The sequence below is a fragment of the Rhodococcus sp. Z13 genome, assembly GCF_025837095.1.
Classification (GTDB): Bacteria; Actinomycetota; Actinomycetes; order Mycobacteriales; family Mycobacteriaceae; genus Rhodococcus; species Rhodococcus sacchari.
Genome location: NZ_CP107551.1, coordinates 3,424,910 through 3,442,748, shown reverse-complemented (window position 1 = coordinate 3,442,748; position 17,839 = coordinate 3,424,910). Strand labels below are relative to the sequence as shown.

At 70.1% G+C, this 17,839-nt stretch carries 18 protein-coding genes; 14 read left to right on the top strand and 4 right to left on the bottom strand.

All coding sequences use genetic code 11. The annotated features are described in order from the left end of the window. The first annotated feature begins 86 nt into the window (after positions 1 to 86). The gene (locus OED52_RS15635; protein ID WP_264151766.1) at positions 87 to 4,058 is read left to right on the top strand and encodes a DNA-directed RNA polymerase subunit beta'; all 3,972 of its coding nucleotides are present in this window, start codon (positions 87 to 89) and stop codon (positions 4,056 to 4,058) included. Positions 4,059 to 4,166: 108 nt separating this feature from the next. Here the strand turns inward: OED52_RS15635 and OED52_RS15630 are convergent, their stop codons facing one another. Together OED52_RS15630 and OED52_RS15625 are read right to left on the bottom strand one after the other, a co-directional pair. Then, positions 4,167 to 4,661 carry a SixA phosphatase family protein gene (locus OED52_RS15630; RefSeq protein ID WP_264151765.1) on the bottom strand — a complete coding sequence of 165 codons (495 nt, stop codon included), beginning with the start codon at positions 4,659 to 4,661 and terminating at the stop codon, positions 4,167 to 4,169. A gap of 19 nt (positions 4,662 to 4,680) precedes the next feature. Beyond that, the gene (locus tag OED52_RS15625; RefSeq protein WP_264151764.1) at positions 4,681 to 5,469 is read right to left on the bottom strand and encodes an acyl-[acyl-carrier-protein] thioesterase; all 789 of its coding nucleotides are present in this window, start codon (positions 5,467 to 5,469) and stop codon (positions 4,681 to 4,683) included. Between the two features lie 161 nt (positions 5,470 to 5,630). Here OED52_RS15625 and OED52_RS15620 point away from each other — a divergent pair, with 161 nt between their 5' ends. From OED52_RS15620 to OED52_RS15605, 4 genes are all read left to right on the top strand, one after another. Then, positions 5,631 to 7,307 carry an FAD-dependent oxidoreductase gene (locus tag OED52_RS15620; RefSeq protein WP_264151763.1) on the top strand — a complete coding sequence of 559 codons (1,677 nt, stop codon included), beginning with the start codon at positions 5,631 to 5,633 and terminating at the stop codon, positions 7,305 to 7,307. A gap of 129 nt (positions 7,308 to 7,436) precedes the next feature. Further along, on the top strand, positions 7,437 to 7,895 hold the full coding sequence (locus OED52_RS15615; protein ID WP_264151762.1) for a Rieske (2Fe-2S) protein: 459 nt from the start codon (positions 7,437 to 7,439) through the stop codon (positions 7,893 to 7,895). Between the two features lie 51 nt (positions 7,896 to 7,946). Beyond that, on the top strand, positions 7,947 to 8,312 hold the full coding sequence (locus tag OED52_RS15610; protein WP_264151761.1) for a YidH family protein: 366 nt from the start codon (positions 7,947 to 7,949) through the stop codon (positions 8,310 to 8,312). Positions 8,313 to 8,322: 10 nt separating this feature from the next. Continuing rightward, positions 8,323 to 8,655, top strand: coding sequence for a DUF202 domain-containing protein (locus OED52_RS15605; RefSeq protein WP_264154727.1), 333 nt, complete (start codon positions 8,323 to 8,325; stop codon positions 8,653 to 8,655). Between the two features lie 94 nt (positions 8,656 to 8,749). Here OED52_RS15605 and OED52_RS15600 read toward each other — a convergent pair whose 3' ends face one another. After that, positions 8,750 to 9,811 (bottom strand): YeiH family protein, encoded by a 1,062-nt coding sequence (locus OED52_RS15600; RefSeq protein WP_264151760.1) that lies wholly within the window; start codon positions 9,809 to 9,811, stop codon positions 8,750 to 8,752. A 101-nt stretch (positions 9,812 to 9,912) separates the two neighbouring features. Here OED52_RS15600 and OED52_RS15595 point away from each other — a divergent pair, with 101 nt between their 5' ends. The 4 genes from OED52_RS15595 (at position 9,913) to OED52_RS15580 (ending at position 14,056) form a co-directional block, all read left to right on the top strand. Next, positions 9,913 to 10,806, top strand: coding sequence for a LysR family transcriptional regulator (locus OED52_RS15595; RefSeq protein WP_264151759.1), 894 nt, complete (start codon positions 9,913 to 9,915; stop codon positions 10,804 to 10,806). Between the two features lie 64 nt (positions 10,807 to 10,870). Then, positions 10,871 to 11,674 (top strand): TIGR03084 family metal-binding protein, encoded by an 804-nt coding sequence (locus tag OED52_RS15590; protein ID WP_264151758.1) that lies wholly within the window; start codon positions 10,871 to 10,873, stop codon positions 11,672 to 11,674. Continuing rightward, complete coding sequence (locus tag OED52_RS15585) at positions 11,671 to 12,819, top strand: acyl-CoA dehydrogenase family protein (protein WP_264151757.1); 1,149 nt, start codon at positions 11,671 to 11,673, stop codon at positions 12,817 to 12,819. The genes OED52_RS15590 and OED52_RS15585 overlap by 4 nt, the downstream gene beginning before the upstream one ends. 76 nt (positions 12,820 to 12,895) lie before the next feature. Next, complete coding sequence (locus tag OED52_RS15580; protein WP_264151756.1) at positions 12,896 to 14,056, top strand: acyl-CoA dehydrogenase family protein; 1,161 nt, start codon at positions 12,896 to 12,898, stop codon at positions 14,054 to 14,056. A 7-nt stretch (positions 14,057 to 14,063) separates the two neighbouring features. Here OED52_RS15580 and OED52_RS15575 read toward each other — a convergent pair whose 3' ends face one another. Beyond that, entirely contained in the window at positions 14,064 to 14,654 is a 591-nt protein-coding gene (locus tag OED52_RS15575) for a TetR/AcrR family transcriptional regulator (protein ID WP_264151755.1), read from the bottom strand. 139 nt (positions 14,655 to 14,793) lie between these two features. Between OED52_RS15575 and OED52_RS15570 the strand changes: the two genes are divergently transcribed. The 5 genes from OED52_RS15570 to rpsG all read left to right on the top strand — a co-directional run bounded on the left by OED52_RS15570 (position 14,794) and on the right by rpsG (position 17,700). After that, on the top strand, positions 14,794 to 15,423 hold the full coding sequence (locus OED52_RS15570) for a TetR/AcrR family transcriptional regulator (protein ID WP_264151754.1): 630 nt from the start codon (positions 14,794 to 14,796) through the stop codon (positions 15,421 to 15,423). Between the two features lie 55 nt (positions 15,424 to 15,478). Next, complete coding sequence (locus OED52_RS15565) at positions 15,479 to 15,994, top strand: DUF3558 domain-containing protein (protein ID WP_264154726.1); 516 nt, start codon at positions 15,479 to 15,481, stop codon at positions 15,992 to 15,994. Further along, positions 15,991 to 16,533: a DUF3558 domain-containing protein gene (locus OED52_RS15560; RefSeq protein ID WP_264151753.1), complete on the top strand. Its 543-nt coding sequence runs from the start codon at positions 15,991 to 15,993 to the stop codon at positions 16,531 to 16,533. Before OED52_RS15565 ends, OED52_RS15560 begins: the two co-directional genes overlap by 4 nt. Before the next feature lie 322 nt (positions 16,534 to 16,855). Further along, positions 16,856 to 17,230 carry a 30S ribosomal protein S12 gene (gene rpsL / locus OED52_RS15555; RefSeq protein ID WP_264151752.1) on the top strand — a complete coding sequence of 125 codons (375 nt, stop codon included), beginning with the start codon at positions 16,856 to 16,858 and terminating at the stop codon, positions 17,228 to 17,230. Beyond that, entirely contained in the window at positions 17,230 to 17,700 is a 471-nt protein-coding gene (rpsG, locus tag OED52_RS15550) for a 30S ribosomal protein S7 (protein ID WP_264151751.1), read from the top strand. The genes rpsL and rpsG overlap by 1 nt, the downstream gene beginning before the upstream one ends. Positions 17,701 to 17,839: the final 139 nt, after the last annotated feature.

Here is a 17,839-nt window from a genome sequence, read left to right as displayed (position 1 = left end):
CACCCGGAAGGGCGTACCGCGTCGGGTCCCGGCAGCGATAGCGACAACTAGCAGCAATACAACCCGCACAGGGGAAAGGAAGTTACGTGCTCGACGTCAACTTCTTCGATGAACTGCGGATCGGCCTGGCCACCGCCGAGGACATCCGCAACTGGTCGTACGGCGAGGTCAAGAAGCCCGAGACCATCAACTACCGCACGCTCAAGCCCGAGAAGGACGGCTTGTTCTGCGAGAAGATCTTCGGTCCCACCCGGGACTGGGAGTGCTACTGCGGCAAGTACAAGCGTGTCCGCTTCAAGGGCATCATCTGCGAGCGCTGCGGCGTCGAGGTGACCCGCGCCAAGGTCCGCCGCGAGCGCATGGGCCACATCGAGCTCGCCGCGCCGGTGACCCACATCTGGTACTTCAAGGGTGTGCCGAGCCGTCTCGGCTACCTGCTCGACCTCGCGCCGAAGGATCTCGAGAAGATCATCTACTTCGCCGCGTACGTCATCACCTCGGTCGACGACGAGCTGCGCCACAACGAACTCTCCACTCTCGAGGCCGAGATGGAGGTCGAGAAGAAGTCGGTCGCCGACCAGCGCGACGCCGACCTGGAGGCCCGCGCCCAGAAGCTCGAGGCCGACCTGGCCGAGCTCGAGGCCGAAGGTGCCAAGTCCGACGTCCGCCGCAAGGTCAAGGACGGCGGCGAGCGCGAGATGCGTCAGATCCGCGACCGGGCGCAGCGTGAGCTGGACCGCCTGGACGAGATCTGGAGCACCTTCACCAAGCTGAAGCCGAAGGATCTGATCGTCGACGAGATGATCTACCGGGAGCTGCAGGACCGCTACGGCGAGTACTTCACCGGTGCCATGGGCGCCGAGGCGATCCAGAAGCTCATCGAGAACTTCGACATCGACGCCGAGGCCGAGTCGCTGCGCGAGGTCATCCGCAGCGGCAAGGGCCAGAAGAAGCTGCGCGCCCTCAAGCGCCTGAAGGTCGTCGCGGCCTTCCAGCAGTCGGGCAACTCCCCGATGGGCATGGTCCTCGACGCCGTTCCGGTGATCCCGCCGGAGCTGCGCCCGATGGTGCAGCTCGACGGTGGCCGCTTCGCGACCTCCGACCTCAACGACCTGTACCGCCGCGTCATCAACCGCAACAACCGCCTCAAGCGACTGATCGACCTCGGTGCCCCCGAGATCATCGTCAACAACGAGAAGCGGATGCTGCAGGAATCCGTCGACGCCCTGTTCGACAACGGCCGTCGTGGCCGGCCGGTCACCGGTCCCGGTAACCGGCCGCTCAAGTCGCTGTCCGATCTGCTCAAGGGCAAGCAGGGCCGCTTCCGTCAGAACCTGCTCGGTAAGCGCGTCGACTACTCGGGCCGTTCGGTCATCGTCGTCGGTCCGCAGCTCAAGCTGCACCAGTGCGGTCTGCCGAAGCTCATGGCGCTCGAGCTGTTCAAGCCGTTCGTGATGAAGCGTCTGGTCGACCTCAACCACGCGCAGAACATCAAGTCCGCCAAGCGCATGGTCGAGCGTCAGCGCCCGCAGGTGTGGGACGTCCTCGAAGAGGTCATCAACGAGCACCCGGTGCTGCTGAACCGTGCACCCACGCTGCACCGCCTCGGCATCCAGGCGTTCGAGCCGCAGCTCGTCGAGGGCAAGGCCATCCAGCTGCACCCGCTCGTGTGTGAGGCCTTCAACGCCGACTTCGACGGTGACCAGATGGCCGTGCACCTCCCGCTGTCCGCGGAGGCGCAGGCCGAGGCCCGCATCCTGATGCTGTCCTCGAACAACATCCTGTCGCCGGCATCGGGCCGCCCGCTCGCCATGCCGCGTCTGGACATGGTCACGGGTCTGTTCCACCTGACCCGCCTCGTCGAGGACGCCGCCGGCGCCTACAAGCCCGCGACGTCCGAGGAGCCGGAGCAGGGTGTGTACTCGTCGCCGGCCGAGGCCATCATGGCCGTCGACCGCGGTGTGCTGTCGGTCCAGGCCCCGATCAAGGTGCGCCTGACGCAGCTGCGTCCGCCGCGCGAGGTCGAGGACGAGCTGTTCCCCGAGGGCTGGAAGTACGGTCAGCCGTGGACCACGCACACGACCCTCGGCCGCGTGATGTTCAACGAGCTGCTGCCGACGAACTACCCGTTCGTCAACGACGTCATGCCGAAGAAGCGTCAGGCCGCGATCATCAACGATCTCGCCGAGCGCTACCCGATGATCGTCGTCGCGCAGACCGTCGACAAGCTCAAGGACGCCGGTTTCTACTGGGCGACCCGGTCGGGCGTGACGGTCTCGATGGCGGACGTGCTCGTTCCGCCGGAGAAGAAGGACATCCTGGAGCGGTACGAGACGCAGGCCGACGCGATCCAGCGGCAGTACGACCGAGGCAAGCTCTCGGAGGACGAGCGTCGCGACTCGCTGGTCAAGCTGTGGCAGGAAGCGACCGAAGAGGTCGGTCAGGCCATGGAGGCGCACTACCCGGACGACAACCCGATCCCGACGATCGTCAAGTCCGGTGCTGCGGGCAACATGACCCAGATCCGCTCGCTGTCGGGCATGAAGGGTCTGGTGACGAACCCGAAGGGCGAGTTCATCCCGCGCCCGATCAAGTCCTCGTTCCGCGAGGGCCTGACCGTCGCCGAGTACTTCATCAACACGCACGGTGCGCGTAAGGGTCTGGCCGACACCGCTCTCCGTACCGCCGACTCAGGTTACCTGACCCGTCGTCTGGTCGACGTGTCGCAGGACGTCATCGTCCGCGAGGTCGACTGCGGCACGCCGCGCGGTATCGAGATGACCATCGCCGAGCCCGCTCGCGACGCCACCGGTCAGCCGACCGGCGAGCTCGTGCGCGACGCTCACATCGAGACCAGCACCTACGCCCGCACCCTGGCTGCGGACGCGGTCGACGCGAACGGCAACGTCGTCGTCGAGCGTGGTTCCGACCTGGGCGACCCGGCCATCGAGGCGCTGCTCGCGGCCGGCATCCAGAAGGTCAAGGTCCGCTCGGTCCTGACCTGCGACACCGGCACCGGCGTCTGCGCGACCTGCTACGGCCGTTCGATGGCGACCGGCAAGCTCGTCGACATCGGCGAGGCCGTCGGTATCGTCGCCGCCCAGTCGATCGGTGAGCCCGGTACGCAGCTGACGATGCGTACCTTCCACCAGGGTGGCGTCGGTGAGGACATCACCGGTGGTCTGCCCCGCGTCCAGGAGCTGTTCGAGGCCCGCATCCCGAAGGGTAAGGCCCCGATCGCGGACGTGTCCGGCCGCATCCGTCTCGAGGACGACGATCGGTTCTACAAGATCACGATCATCCCCGACGACGGTGGCGAGGAGGTCGTGTACGACAAGCTGTCCAAGCGTCAGCGTCTGCACGTCATCCGCAAGGCCGACGGCACCGAGGGTGTTCTGGCGGACGGCGACCACGTGGAGGTCGGTCAGCAGCTCCTCGAGGGTGCTGCCGATCCGCACGAGGTGCTGCGCGTCATGGGCCCGCGTCAGGTCCAGGTCCACCTGGTCCACGAGGTCCAGGAGGTCTACCGGAGCCAGGGCGTGTCGATCCACGACAAGCACATCGAGGTCATCGTGCGCCAGATGCTGCGTCGCGTGACGATCATCGACTCGGGTTCGACGGAGTTCCTGCCCGGTTCGCTCGTCGAGCGCAGCGAGTTCGAGGCCGCGAACCGTCGTGTGGTCCAGGAGGGTGGCGAGCCGGCTGCCGGCCGTCCGGTCCTCATGGGTATCACGAAGGCGTCGCTGGCCACCGACTCGTGGCTGTCGGCCGCGTCCTTCCAGGAGACCACTCGCGTCCTGACCGACGCGGCGATCAACTGCCGCTCGGACAAGCTGATCGGTCTCAAGGAGAACGTGATCATCGGCAAGCTGATCCCGGCCGGTACCGGCATCAACAAGTACCGGAACATCCAGGTTCAGCCGACAGAGGAAGCGCGTGCTGCCGCCTACGCCATCCCGGCGTACGACGACCAGTACTACTCGCCGGACGGCTTCGGCCAGAACACCGGCGCTGCGGTTCCGCTGGACGACTACGGTTACTCCAACGACTACCGGTAGTTCGCTGCCGTAGATGACGAAGGTCCCGCCCCCTTTCTCTTCGGGGGGCGGGACCTTCGTTTTCGCCGGGTCCCGGTTCGGGGCCGGGGGTCGCTCGGGTCGCGGGGGTCAGCGGGCGATGTGGAAGCCGACCAGTTCGGCGCCGCTGCGCGGGGCCAGTTCCGACCACGAGCCCGGCACGGTGAGCACGGCCACCGCCGAGGTGGGGAACTTCTCGGCGACCTGATGGGCGGCGTCGTTGCCGTGGTCGGTGATCAACCCGAGTGCGGTCGCCGACAGCGTCGGCTCGTGCCCGACGACCAGCAGGGTGTGCACGTCGTCGGGGACGGCCCGGATCGCGGCGACGAGGGTGTCGGGGTCGGCGCCGTACAGGCTCTCGAGATAGTCGACGGGTGCCTCGACGGCGGCTTCGGCGAGGGTCTTGCGGGTGCGGGTCGCGGGGGAGCACAGCACTGCGTCCACCGGGGGCAGGTTCGCCCGGATCCAGCGGCCGGCCAGCCCGGCTTCGCGGCGCCCGCGCGGGGACAGGGGCCGATCGCGATCGTCCACGTCGTCCGGGTACGCGGACTTGCCGTGACGCAGCAAGATCAGGGTACGGGTCATGCCGTCCACCGTAGAGCGTCTAGATCTGCGCGAGCCATGCGACCGCGCGGATGCCGTCGCCCACGGTGAACCACACCGTCGTCCCCCCGGGGTCGTGCCGGGTCTGCAGGGTGAGTTTCTCGCCGCCGCCGATGGGCCGCAGGTGCTCGATCACCGCGCGGTAGGGCGCGGCCGGTGGTTCGGGCCGGGTCGCGAGAACCTCCTCGACGGCGTGCCAGTAGACGGCGTTGTTGACGTGCCCGAACGGGTCGAGGTCGGTGGCCCGTAGCGGGAAGGGGCGCGTGTCGTCCACGTCCGCGGGGACGCGGTCGGGCAGCCAGGCCCGCCATTTGAGCCTCGTGTCGTGCGCGTACCGCGCCATGTGCTCGAACAGTGGGTCGCTGATGCGGGTGGGGGCGCCGGAGGTCGGGCCGATGTCGATCCAGAAGGCGGAGGTCTCGATCAGCGGGCCCTCGTCGTCGCCCTCGGGAGCGTCGAGGCGCACCCGCACGTTCGCCCAGCGGGTGGACAGCGCGTCGCACCAGCGGCGCAGCCGGAGCCGGTCGCCGTACCGGGCGGGACGGAGTACGTCGACGACGGTGCGCCGGACGATCCACAGCGGATCGGTGTCGGCCGCGTCGACCGCCGCGAGATTGTCGGTGCCGATGTCCTGCAGGTAGCGGGCCACGCCGTCGAGGCGCAGCCGGTGGTCGGTGTCGACGTCACCGGTGCGGACCGTGCGTTCGGTGGAGAAGGGGGTGGCGCCCTCCGGGAGCGGTGACAGCGGCTGCGTCCACGGTTTCTCGGTGACGGACGTCGGCTCGGCCATGATCTTCCCCCAGGTTCCGGATCCATCCGATCGTGCGATTCTCGCAGCTTCCCGACGGGGACGTGGGTGTCTTGCGCACTCTTCGCGACTGCCGCTACAGTCGTATTAACTGTTACGCCACGTTACATGAATCCTGTGGCGCCCGGCTTGCGAGGACTCCCATGGCCTACGTGATCACCCAGACCTGCTGCAACGACGCGAGCTGCGTCGCGGTCTGCCCCGTGAACTGCATCCACCCCACGCCGGACGAGCCCGAATTCGCGACGGCCGAGATGCTCCACATCGACCCGAAGACCTGCATCGACTGCGGTGCCTGTGCCGACGCCTGCCCGGTCGAGGCGATCCTGCCCGACGACAAACTCGACCCCTCCCAGGCACGCTTCGCCGAGATCAACGCCGACTACTACTCGGCGCACCCGGTCCCCGAGGGCTGGCACCCCCTCGTGCCCATCCCCGCCCCGCCACGCGACCGCGGCACCCTCCGGGTCGCCATCGTCGGCGCCGGCCCCGCCGCCTGCTACGCCGCCCAGGAACTGCTCGAACGCTCCGACGTCGAGGTCGAGATGTTCGACCGTCTCCCCACCCCCTTCGGGCTCGTGCGCGCCGGCGTCGCACCCGACCACCCCGGCACCAAGGCCGTCACCGAGTCGTTCGAACGGTCGTTCCGCCGCGACGAGTTCGCCCTGCACCTCGACACCGAGATCGGTCGCGACCTCACCCACGACGAACTGCTCGACCACCACCACGCCGTCCTCTACGCCACCGGCGCGTCCTCCGACCGCCGCCTCGGCATCCCCGGCGAGGACCTGCCCGGCAGTCACGCCGCCACCGAATTCGTCGCCTGGTACAACGGCCACCCCGACCACGCCGACCACACCTTCGACCTGTCCGGCGAACGCGCCGTGATCGTCGGCAACGGCAACGTCGCCCTCGACGTCGCACGGATCCTCACCATGGACGTCGACGAACTCGCCCGCACCGACATCGCCGACCACGCCCTGCAGGCGCTGCGGCAGAGCAACATCCGCGAAGTGGTCCTCCTCGGCCGCCGCGGACCGGCCCAGGCCGCCTACAGCAACCCCGAATTCCTCGCCCTCGGCGACCTCACCGGCGTCGACGTCGTGATCGACGACGCCGAACTCGACCTCGACCCGGCCAGTGCCCGCGCCGTCGACACCGACCCGGCCACCGCCCTGCGCGTGCGGCTCGCCCGCGAGTACGCCCAGCGGCCCCCGCGCGCCGGGCACCGCCGCATCGTCTTCCGTTATCTCGCTGCGCCGCACGAGATCCTCGGCGAGGATCGCGTCACCGGCCTGCGGATCGAACGCACCGCACTCGTCGAGGACGGCGACCGGCTCACGGCCCGCCCCACCGGTGAGTTCGAGGACCTGGACGCCGCGCTCGTCCTGCGCTCGATCGGATACCGGGCGGTGCCGATCCCCGGCGTGCCCTTCGACGACACCCGCGGCATCGTCCCCAACGAGGGCGGCCGCGTCGTTCCCGGCGTCTACGTCGCCGGCTGGGCCAAGCGGGGCCCGAACGGCGTCATCGGCACCAACAAGGGCTGCGCCAAGGAGACCGTCGCCGCGCTGCTCGCCGACTTCGACTCCGGCGCGCTGCCCACCCCGCGCGGCGACCGGCGGGCCCTGAACCGGCTGCTCGCGCAGCGCCGCCCCGACCGTGTCGACCTCGACGGCTGGCATGCCATCGATGCCGCCGAGCGTCGCGCCGGACGTGCCCAGGGACGTCCCCGGGTCAAGATCACCGACCGCGGCGCACTCGTCGGACTCGGTCGCCGCCGGCGCCGGCTGCCGCTGCTCACGGGCCTGCGGCGCTGACCGCCGTCCCGGGCCGGTGACCCTCGGCGTGGTGTTCCACACCTGGTGACGCAGGTCGCGGACGGTCCCGGCGTTCGCCGATAGGCTCGGGCGGACATCTCCCGCGACCGGAACGGACGGAACCCGAGCATGACCAGCAATGCCCTCGACCGCACCACGCTGACGCGCCGTGGACTCCTCGGAGGAGCCGGCGCCGTCGCGGCGACCGTCGCGTTGGCCGCCTGCGGATCCGCCGGTGGGAGTGCGGGCGAGGACACCGCGGTCGCGGCCGCACCCACCACGACGACCCCGCCGGGCCCGGACGCCAAGGTCGTCGCCGCCGTCACGGACGTGCCGGTCGGCGGCGCGGTGCTGCTCGCATCCGAGCGGCTCGTGCTGACCCAGCCCACCGAGGGCGACTTCCGGGCGTTCACCGCGCTGTGCACCCACCAGGGCTGCAACATCACCGGTGTCGAGGACGACCGCATCGTGTGCAACTGCCACGGCAGCCGCTTCGATCTCGACGGCAATCCCGTCGAGGGCCCGGCGAAGCGTCCGTTGAAGGTGCGTTCCGTGGAGGCGCGCGGCGCGGATCTGGTGGTCGACTGATCTCCTCGGGATAGAGTCGGCCCTTGTGAGGACGATCGGGAGCCGGCGGCTGTGAGGGCGATCGGGGGCTGGCGCCCCCGGGCGCTGCGGGAAGGCGACGACCCCGACCCCCGGTTCACGCTGGCCAACGAACGCACCTTCCTCGCCTGGGTGCGCACCGCCCTCGGAATCGTCGCCGCCGCGGTCGCCTTCGAGACGTTCGCCGGCGACATCCTCACCTTCGGTCTCCGCACGGCCCTGGCGTGCGTCCTGCTCGTCTTCGCCGCGCTGCTGGTGATCTTCGCGCTGGTGCGCTGGCACCGCGTCGAACATGCCATGCGCACCGGCCGGTCGCTGCCCGTGCCGTGGACCGCCTATCTGCTCGCGTTCGCCATCGGCACCGTCGGGGTGGTGCTGGCGATCGCCATCGCCCGGTGAGCGGCACGTGATGCGCGGGGACGCGCCGAGTCACGACGATCCGGGCCTGCAACCGGAACGCACCAGCCTGTCGTGGCTGCGTACCGGCGCGGTGCTCGGCGCCGTCGTCCTCGTCTTCATGCGCCTCGCCCCTGGCCCCGGGCCGGTCGTCGCGACGATCGGACTGGTCTGCCTCGTCCCGGTGCTCGCGGTGCTGCTCGCCTCCCGGGCAGGACACCGGGCGCGCGTGCGCGGACTCGTCGCCGGTCGCGCCCCCTACTTCTGGTGGCGCAACGTCGCGATCACCGCGACCGTCGTGGTGCTCGCCCTCGCATCGGCGATCCTCATGCTCACATCGCACTGACCCGCTCCCGTGGTCACTGCACGCCGCCCCGCTCCCGTGGTCACTGCACGCCGCCCCGCTCCCGTGGTCACTGCACGCTGCCCCGCTCCTGCGGTCACGCCGCACCGACCAGCAGCACCCCGGCCAGGGCGATGCCCGCGACCCACACCGTCGCGACGGTGGCCAGCGCCACCGGCCGCCAGCCGATCCCGCGCAGCACCTCCCGCCGCACCCCCGTGCCCAGGGCGAACATCGCCGCCGCGAGCAGTACCGTCTGCACGGTCTGCGCCGCCTCCACCACGACCGGGGTCACCGCGCCCGTCGACCGGAGGGCGACACAGGCGAGGAAGCCCACCAGGAAGAGAGGCACGATCGGGGGAGCCGTCCCGTCGGAGCGCCCGTTCCCGCGTCGCCGCGCCACGACACCGACGACGGCAACCACCGGCGCCAGCAGTGCGACGCGGGCGAGCTTGACCGTCACCGCGACCGCGAGGACACTGCCGCCGGACAGTGCGGTGCCGGCCGCCACGACCTGCGCGACCTCGTGGATCGAGGCTCCCGCCCAGACCGCCGCGACCTGCGGTTCGAGCCCCAGCATCCCCGCGGCCAGGGGGACGAGCGGGATCATCGCGGTCCCGAAGACCACCACCAGGGCGACGGTCGTCACCAGCTCCCGCTTGCGGGCGTCGACCACTCCGTCGACGGCGGCGGCCGCGGCGGCACCGCAGATCGAGAAACCGCACGCGATGAGCAGCCGCTGCGGCCACTCCACCCCGAGCCACCGGCCGGTCAGCAGCGACCCGCCGATCCCCGCGACCACGACGACGGCCGCAACGGCGACGGTGCCCCACCCGAGGCCCAGTACGTCGGAGACGGCGAGCTGCAGACCGAGCAGCGCCACCCCGATGCGGAGCAGGTGTTTCGAGGCGACGGCGAGCCCGGGGGAGAGGCGGTCGACGGTCGGCGACAGTGCGGTGTTCGCCACGACCACCCCCAGCAGGATCGCGACGAGCAGGGGACTGATCCCCGGCAGCAGACGGGCGGCCGCGAACGCCGCGCCCGCCCCGGCCCCGGCGAGCAGCAGACCCGGACCGACACCCGCCCGCGACGCCACCGGTACCGGCACCGGTGAACCACCGATCGTGAATCGGGACGGGAGCGCGCGTGTGGTGAGCATGCCTCGACTCTTCCGTGCGCGGAGCACTCCGACCAGCCGCCGATCGCACATGAGCTCATATCGGATCGATATGACCAAGCCCTCGGGCATATCGTTCCGGCATGACCTCCTGGCCCGATCTCACCGCCCTCGAACTGCTCGTGGGGGTCGACGACCACGGCGGACTCGGCGCCGCGGCCCGCGCTGCCGGGCTCGCCCAGCCCAACGCGACCCGCATGCTCCGCCGCCTCGAACGGCAGCTCGGCACCGAGCTCGTGCGGCGCGGCCGCACCGGATCCGTGCTCACCCCCGCGGGCACCATCGTGGCGCACTGGGCCCGCGAGGTGCTCGCCGACACCGAACGCCTGCTCGACGCCGCCGCGGCGCTGCGCAGCGAACTCCGGCCCGAACTCGTCGTCGCGGCCTCGATGACGATCGCCGAACATCTCGTGCCCCGCTGGCTCGGCGCCTTCCGGCTCGTCCGCAACGACGTGCAGATCCAGCTCCGGGTCCACAACTCGATGCGGGTGTGCGATCTCGTCGCCGAGGGCGGATGCGATCTCGGCTTCGTCGAGGGCCCCACCGTCCCCGACGGGCTGCACAGCGTCCCGGTCGCGCGGGACCGCCTGGTGGTGGTCGTCCCGGCCGGGCACCCTTGGGCGCGCCGCCGCCGCCCGCTCACCGTCGCGGAGCTCGCGGCGACCCCGCTCGTGGTGCGGGAGGAGGGCTCCGGAACGCGGCGCACCCTCGATCTCGCCCTGCAGGAGTACGACCGGGCCGCGCCGCTGCTCGAACTCGGCAGCGGTGCCGCGGTGCGCACGAGCGTGCTCGGCGGGACGGGCCCGGCGGTGCTCAGCACGCTGGCGGTCTCGGAGTATCTCGACTCCGGCCGGTTGGTCGTGGTGGAGGTCGACGGCCTCGATCTGCGCCGTGTGCTGCGGGCGGTGTGGCGGCCGCCGCGCACCCTCGCCGGCCCGGCGGGGGAGCTCGTCCGCATGATCACCCGAGGCCGGTGAGGTCCGCTCCATAAAACAATCACGAGTGCTTGATTTTGGAGGTGTGACGTGTGACGCTTGCTGCATGGCCGACCTGCACACCGTGCTCGCCGATCTCCGCGCCGAAGGCGACGCCCTCGAGGCCCTCGTTGCGGAGCTCCCCGAACAGGATTGGAAGCGGCCCACTCCGGCCGCCGGATGGACCGTCGCCCACCAGATCGGACACCTGCTGTGGACCGACCGGGCGGCACTCACCGCGATCCGTGACCCCGAGGCGTTCACGGCGGCGGTGACCGAGGCCTTCGCCGACGCGAGCGGATTCGTCGACGCCGGCGCCGCCGAACAGGCCGCCCGGCCCGCCGTCGAGCTGCTCGACGACTGGCGCCGGACCCGCGCCGAACTCGCGAAGGCCCTCGCCGACGTGCCGCAGGGGCAGAAGATCCTGTGGTTCGGACCCCCGATGTCCGCGACCTCGATGGCCACCGCCCGCATCATGGAGACCTGGGCGCACGGCGAGGACGTCGCCGACGCACTCGGCGTCGCCCGCGCCTCCACCGCGCGCCTGAAACACGTCGCGCATCTGGGGGTGCGCACCCGCGACTTCGCCTATCTCATCCGCGATCTCACCCCGCCCGCCGAACCGTTCCGCGTCGTCCTCACCGCACCCGACGGCAGCGAGTGGACCTGGGGACCGGACGACGCACCGCAGTCGGTCACCGGCCCGGCGCCGGACTTCTGCCGCCTGGTCACCCAGCGCGTCCACCGCGACGACACCGCCCTCGTCGCCACGGGACCAGACGCCGACGCCTGGCTCGACATCGCCCAGGCCTTCGCCGGCCCCTCCGGAGGTGGGCGCCCGCGGAAGGGCGGCGAGAGGGACAACGTATGAGCATGTGGGACACGGACGAACGCCGCGCGCTGCGCGCGACCGTCACCGGCTTCGTCGAACGCGAGATCCTGCCCTGCCTCGACGACTGGGAGCGCGGCGGTGAACTGCCCCGCGAGCTGCACCGCGCCGCGGCGAAGGTCGGCCTGCTCGGTATCGGATTCCCTGAGGAGGTCGGAGGCTCCGGCGGCGACGGCGCCGACACGCTCACTGTCTGCGAGGCGTTCCACGAGGCGGGCGGGTCGGGCGGTGCGTTCTCGTCGCTGTTCACCTGTGGCATCGCCCTGCCGCACCTCGTCGCGGCCGGCGACCCCGAGCAGATCGAGAAGTGGGTACGGCCCACGCTCGCAGGCGAACTCATCGGCTCGCTGGCGATCACCGAACCCGACGGCGGCTCGGATGTCGGACACCTGCGGACCACCGCGGTCCGCGACGGCGACCACTACGTCGTCAACGGAGCCAAGACCTACATCACCTCGGGATGCCGCGCCGACTTCGTCGTCACCGCCGTCCGCACCGGCGGTCCCGGTGCCGCAGGGGTCTCGCTGCTCGTGATCGAGAAGGGCACAGCGGGTTTCACGGTTTCACGCAAGCTCGACAAGATGGGCTGGCGCGCATCCGACACCGCCGAACTGTCCTTCGTCGACGTCCATGTGCCGGTGAGCAACCTCGTCGGTGCGGAGAACACCGGATTCTGGCAGATCGCGCAGGCTTTCGTGTCCGAGCGCATCGCGCTGGCGGCCCAGGCCTATTCGGGTGCGCAGCGTTGCCTCGATCTGACGGTCGCGTGGTGCCGCGACCGTCAGACCTTCGGTCGTCCCCTGATCACCCGGCAGGCCGTGCAGCGCACGCTCGCCGACATGGCCCGGCGCATCGACGTCGCGCGGGTGTACACGCGGCACGTCGTCGAGCGGGCGTTGACCGGCGAGACCGACCTCGTCGCCGAGGTGTGCTTCGCGAAGAACACCGCCGTCGAGGCCGGGGAATGGGTGGCGCACCAGGCCGTCCAGTTGTTCGGCGGCCTCGGTTACATGTCCGAGTCCGAGGTCGAACGGCAGTACCGCGACATGCGCATCCTCGGCATCGGTGGCGGCACCACCGAGATCCTCACCGAGCTCGCCGCCAAGCGGCTGGGTTTCGGCGCCTGACCGTACGGCCCCCTCCACCCGACCCACACACCCGACCCATCGACCGATCCCATCGAATCGAACACCGGAGACACCTGTGAGCTTCATCGAGACCGACGAACACAAGCAGCTGCGCGAGGCCGTCTCGGCCCTCGCCGAACGCTACAACTACGTCGACTACGTCCTGCCCAAGGCCCGTAGGCACGAACCGCTCTCCGAACTGTGGGCCGAGGCAGGGAAACTCGGATTCCTCGGCGTGAACCTTCCGGAGGAATACGGCGGCGGGGGAGCGGGCATCTACGAACTCGCCATCGTCCAGGAGGAGATGTCCGCCAAGGGATGCGGGCTGCTGCTCGTCGTGGTGTCGTCCGCGATCTGCGGCACCATCCTGGCCAAGTACGGCACCGACGACCAGAAGCAGCAGTGGCTGCCCGGCCTCGCGGACGGTTCACGGATCATCGCGTTCGGCATCACCGAGGCCGACGCCGGATCCAACTCGCACAACATCACCACGGTCGCGCGCCGCGACGGCGACGACTGGATCCTGTCGGGCAGCAAGGTCTTCATCTCCGGCGTCGACCAGGCCGACGCGGTCCTCGTCGTCGCGCGCACCGAGGATGCGAAGACCGGCAAGTTGCGCCCGGCGCTGTTCATCGTGCCCACCGACGTCCCCGGCTTCGAGCGGACGCGCATGCAGATGGACATCATCGAGCCCGACTACCAGTTCTCGTTGTTCTTCGACGACGTCCGGCTGCCCGCCGATGCGCTCGTCGGCGAACCCGATGCGGCACTGATGCAGCTGTTCGCGGGTCTGAATCCCGAACGCATCATGGGTGCGGCGATGGCAGTGGGCGTGGGGCGGTACGCACTCGATGCCGCCGTCCGCTACGCCAAGGAGCGCACGGTGTGGAAGCAGCCGATCGGTGCGCACCAGGGCATCGCGCACCCGCTGGCGCAGCGCAAGATCGAAGTCGAACTCGCGCGGCTCATGATGCAGAAGGCCGCGGTGCTCTACGACAACGGCGACGACTTCGGTGCCGCCGAGGCCGCGAACATGGCGAAGTATTCCGCAGCGGAGGCCGCGATCGCCTCACTCGACCAGGCCATCCAGACGCACGGAGGCAGCGGCCTCACCCAGGAGGCCGGGCTCGCGGCGATGCTCGGCGCCGCCCGCATCGCGCGTGTGGCGCCGGTCAGCCGCGAGATGATCCTCAACTTCGTGGCCCAGCACTCGCTGGGGCTGCCGAAGTCCTACTAGGCCGGCGCTACCGTTCGGTGGGGACGGGGAAAGGACGTTCGGTCTCGGCGCCGACCCGGGCCAGCAGGGACTGCAACAGGTGCTCGAGCGACCAGCGCAGCGACGCCGCGGTGTCGAGGGGCAGGCGCTGCTGGTATCCGACGAGGATGTACAGCAGGGTCCGCGCCAGCCTCTCGGCCTCGTCCTCCCCGCCCTCACCGAGCACGGCGGTGAGCGCCTCGGCGACGACGGCGTAGCGCTGCTCGTCCACCTGGATCTGCACCTCGTGCACAGCGCGATCGCTGTGGGCCCAGCCACGGATCGCGGACTCGGCGGAGTGCGGGAGCCCGCACGCGAAGTCGACGAGCATCCACATGCGGCGGATCGGGGAGCCCTCCAGACGGGCGGCCGCGGCGAGTTGCAGGGTCTGGTGGTCGAGCCAGTGCTGGAGGAACTCGTCCTTGAACTGGCCCCAGCTGTCGAAATAGTTGTAGAACGACCCGGTCGTGACCTCGAGATGAGCACACAGCCTCGCCTGTTTGAGCCCGGCGTGGTCGTTGGTCGCGAGAATCTCCAATGCCGCGTCGAAGTAGTCCTCGCGCTTGACGATCGTCGCCACAGTCGTAACGCCCCTTTCACCCCGAACGGGATACGAGTGTACGGAGCGTGAGCGCCGCGTACGGTCTCGAGGGGCGCGCCACGCCGACGACGCCCCCGCGACCGCACACCCGGTCGGGTCACCGCACGAGGAGAGAAGGATGCCGCGAGAACCGAAGCAGGACCGCAGCCGGGCGACCCGCCGGCGCCTGCTCGAGGCGACGATCGGCTGCCTCTCCGAATCGGGCTGGGCCGCGACGACGGTCGGGGTGGTCGCCGAACGTGCCGGTGTCTCGCGCGGCGCGGCCCAGCATCATTTCCCGACGCGGGAGGACCTCATCACCGCTGCACTCGAGTTCATGTTCGACACCCGCATCGAACGTGTGCGCACCGAGGTCTTCGAGGTCCCGCCGGGCGTCTCCCGCACCGAGGCCGTGGTCGGGCGCATCGTCGACCACTGCACCGGCGACCTGTTCCGCGCGGCCCTGCAGGTATGGACGGCTGCGGCGGCCGACCCGGCGCTGCGGCAGCTGCTCGTGCCGCTCGAGGAGAAGTTCGGCCGGGTCTCGCACGCGGTGGCCGTCGAACAGCTCGGCGCGGACGACACCGATCCCGTCGTGCACCGCATGGTGCAGGCCACTCTCGATCTCGCCCGTGGTCTGGGACTGGCCGACCTGCTGACCGACGACTCGGCACGCCGCCGCGAGATCGTGAAGAACTGGGCCGCGCAGCTCGACTCGGTGCTCGGGGAGTCACCGAGTCGGCACGCGTCCGGCCTTCCGGCTCGGTAGTGTCTCGGCCATGCCTGTCGCGCAGATCGGGAGGACGGGACGGGTCGCGGCCACGATGACGCTCCTGACCGCGATCGGTCTCGGCGTCGTGGCATGCGGAGGGTCCGACGTCGAGGAGTCGACGACAGCCCCCACCACTCCGTCGCGGACCGAGCCGGGCCCGAACTTCGACGAGTGCGCCGCGCTGACCGACGAGGAGGTCGCCGCGGCCTTCGGTCTCGGGTCGTTCTCCGTCGTGACCCGCAACTCGGTGGGCTGCGAGTGGGAGACCTTCGTCGGGGGCCCGAGCGTGAGCTTCTCCTGGTACCGGGGCAGCCCCATCGGACGGGAACGCGCCGGCTCCGATCTCATCGGCCGTCCCGCCGTCGACGTCGACATCGCGGGCCGTCCCGGTTTCATGGGTTCCTACCAGGACGAGTCCGGTCTGACCACGCTGTGCGAGATCGGGGTGGACTTCGGCGGGGACTTCGTCCACTGGTCGGTCTCCTATTCGAGCTTCACGCCGGTGGCGGACGCGTGCACCGTGGCCCGGCAGCTCGCGGCCACGAGCGTCGAGAGGGTGCAGAAGTGAGCGCGGCACGGGCGAGGCGGTGGGGGGCGCTGGCCGCGGCCGCCCTCGCGGCGGGAGGGCTGCTCACCGGGTGCACCCGCACCATCGAGGGCCGCGCGATGCCGGAGGGGATCGGCGGTGGCGCCGGCACCGAGTTCACCCGGCTGCTCACCGAGTGCGACGCGGTCGCCGACGACCGGATCGCCGAGGCGGTCGGGGCCGACTACGTCTACCGCGGGTTCTTCGGGGCGATCTGCCGGTGGGACGGTGACGGACCGGCCGGGGTGGTGAAGGTCACCTTCAACTGGTTCGAGACGGGCTCGCTCGACCATGAGCGCGCCGCCCTCGACCATCTCGGCTACGAGGTCGCGGACACCAGCGTGGAGGGACGCCGGGCGCTGCAGATGCGCCGGCCCGGTGATCCGCTCTCGTGCGGGGTCACCTCGGGGGCCTCCACCACCGGCATCTTCGGCTGGTGGGTGCAGTACGGCGCCGGTGGTCCCGACCCCTGCGAGGCGGCCGCCGAGCTGGCCCGGCTCACCCTGAACCTCAGCAGCTGACCGTGTGTCGAGGTCCACGGGGGAGCGCACGCTCCTCGCTTTGACCTCGCGCGCGCTCGCCGGGTATTGTTGTGGGCTGTGTCCGGCATGCCCGGGCCGGTCTGTGTGCCTATGCGAGGTAATGCCGTGCGCGCGGTCTGTAGAAATCTGCAGGTGCGAGTTCCCGGCTGCCTGTGTGGGGGTACGCGACACACCCGACCTCGTGTGCACACGAGGGGCGAGTGAGGGGCAGCTGCTTTCTTGCCCCAACCGATGGATCCCTAATTTCAGAACAGCCAATGTTGCTCGTAGGAGCAGCTCCAGACAACGAGAAAGCCGGTAGATGCCAACCATCAATCAGCTGGTCCGGAAGGGCCGCCGCGACAAGACCGCAAAGGTCAAGAGCGCGGCCCTCAAGGGCAGCCCGCAGCGTCGAGGCGTGTGCACCCGCGTGTACACCACCACCCCGAAGAAGCCGAACTCGGCTCTCCGGAAGGTCGCGCGCGTGCGTCTGACCTCTCAGGTCGAGGTCACCGCCTACATCCCGGGTGAGGGTCACAACCTCCAGGAGCACTCGATGGTGCTCGTGCGTGGCGGTCGTGTGAAGGACCTCCCCGGTGTGCGCTACAAGATCATCCGCGGCTCCCTCGACACCCAGGGTGTCAAGGGCCGCAAGCAGGCTCGCAGCCGCTACGGAGCGAAGAAGGAGAAGGGCTGATGCCACGTAAGGGTCCCGCTCCCAAGCGTCCGCTTGTTGCCGATCCGGTCTACGGATCCCCGCTGGTCACCCAGCTGGTCAACAAGGTCCTGCTGGACGGCAAGAAGTCCACCGCCGAGCGCATCGTCTACCAGGCGCTCGAGCAGGCTCGCGAGAAGACCGGCACCGATCCGGTCGTCACCCTCAAGCGCGCGCTCGACAACGTCAAGCCCGCCCTCGAGGTCCGCAGCCGCCGCGTCGGTGGTGCCACCTACCAGGTGCCGGTCGAGGTCCGCCCCGGCCGCTCCACCACGCTGGCCCTGCGCTGGCTGGTCACCTTCGCGCGGCAGCGTCGCGAGAAGACCATGGTCGAGCGGCTCGCCAACGAGCTCCTCGACGCGAGCAACGGCCTCGGCGCCGCTGTCAAGCGCCGCGAGGACACGCACAAGATGGCCGAAGCCAACAAGGCGTTCGCGCACTACCGCTGGTGAGTCGTCGCCGACCGGGAGATGCCGTCATCACGGACCTCCCGGTCGGCTGCTCGCACATCTGTGTCGGTCCCGTAAAGGCCGGCTGACAACACAAGAACATGTGGTCCGCACCCAAGGACCGACACGAGCTACGAGCGGG